This window comes from Collinsella sp. TF08-11AT, assembly GCF_003437035.1.
Lineage (GTDB): Bacteria > Actinomycetota > Coriobacteriia > Coriobacteriales > Coriobacteriaceae > Collinsella.
In genome coordinates this window covers 1-1707 of the sequence record NZ_QSRL01000030.1, presented here as the reverse complement: position 1 = coordinate 1707, position 1707 = coordinate 1, and the positions used below count along the sequence as shown (strand labels likewise).

Sequence of the window (1707 nt, the reverse complement as noted above, 5' to 3'; positions counted from 1 at the left end):
TGCGGAAACGCGGGACCCGTTCAGGCTGTTGCGTTGAGATTGAAAATCAACCCCCGCATAGTAGACACCGTTTCTTCGCCTAGCTTACATATCTCAAGTAAGAATCAAAAAGATTCCGAGTAGACCCTCAAGATGGCTGCAGAGTGTCAATCCTAGTTTAAAGAACATACGTAACAATAAAGCGTTGTCACACGAACATAATTAAGTGGGGAATAATTTCAATTAGCGAATAGACAACTAATTGAAATTAGCAATACTCTATTAATTCGCTTCAAGCCAAATTTGAACAGCAGAGAGCGATAGATAGAGAGACCTGGAAGCATGAACACAAGTGAATAGCCGTAACTCGGTTCACCAACCCTCTAGAACAGCTTGGCCCCAAGGTTTAATCCAGGCCTACCATAACAAAAGCCCTGAATTACTTGATGGAAGCGAGTGAAATTACAAGCGTTAAATAATGACCATTAAAAGGGTATAGGAGCGGACCCGCTTCGCCCCTATACCAAAAACCCAAAATTATCGAAATATCAAACTAACACAGTTTGAGATACTCCCCCAGCTCTTCCTCCCAGTCGGGCATGTGGAAGCCGGCGGCCTCGAGCCTGGACAGGTCGAGCGCGGAGTGGACCGGGCGCGGTGCGATGGGGCTCGGGGCCTCGGAGTAGTAGTCGGCGGTCGAAACCGGCACGACCCTGTCGCCGTTGCCGTTGGCGGCCTCGAAGACGGCGCGGGCGATGTCCGCCCAGCTCCTCACGGCTCCGGAGCCCGTGCAGTTGTAGGTGCCGTAGGGCGCATGGGCCCCCAGCACGTGGAAGATGGCAGACGCCATGTCACGCGTGAAGGTCAGGCGGCCCAGCTGGTCGTCCACGACGGTGACCTGCGCGAGCCCGTCGTCCGGGTCGGCGACGCGGTCGGAGAGCGCCTTCATCGTCTTGACGAAGTTGTGCCCCTCGCCGATGACCCAGGAGCTGCGCATGATGTAGTGGCGCGGGCACTCGGCCACGGCGATGTCGCCGGCGGCCTTGGTCTGGCCGTAGACGGACAGCGGGCTGAGGGGCTCGTCCTCCGTGTGGGCCTCCGCGGTGCCGTCGAAGACGTAGTCGCTGGACACGTGGACGAGCGTGATCCCGTGCCCGGCGCAGGTGCGTGCGAGCAGCGCCGGGCCGGTGGCGTTGGCCTTCCAGGCGGTCACGCGGCCCTCGGGGGTCTCCGCCCTATCCACCGCGGTGTAGGCGCCGCAGTTGATCACGGTGCCGTAGAGCGACCAGTCGTATTTTGAGTAGGCGTCCGGGTCGGACATGTCGAAAGTGTCGATGTCGCAGAAGTCGAAGTCCTTGGCGAAGCCGCGCTCCTCGGCGAGCGCGCGCACCGCATGGCCCAGCTGGCCGTCGCAGCCGGTGACGAGCGTCCTCTTGGGCGCCATGGGGACGACGTCCTTGAGCATCGAGTGGTTGAGGTCGGCCTCGGAGACGGTGGCCTCGTCGAGCGGGATCGGCCACTCGATGGCGAGCTCGGGGTCGGCGAGGTTCACGAAGGTGTAGGTCCTCTTCAATTCAAGGGACCAGTGGGCGTCCACCAGGTAGGTGTAGGCGGTGCCGTCCTCCAGGGCCTGGAAGGAGTTGCCCACGCCGCGCGGGACGTAGATGGCCTTCGACGGGTCGAGCGTGCAGGTGAACACCTTCCCGTAGGTGGCGCTGCCCTCGCGCA

1 protein-coding gene is annotated in these 1707 nt (G+C 60.2%); it reads right to left on the bottom strand.

Annotated features, from left to right (window positions below; all coding sequences use genetic code 11):
* Positions 1-532: 532 nt before the first annotated feature.
* Positions 533-1707, bottom strand: a 1175-nt coding sequence (locus DXC79_RS09935) for a sugar nucleotide-binding protein (protein ID WP_117636072.1), incomplete at its 5' end; no start/stop codon positions are given.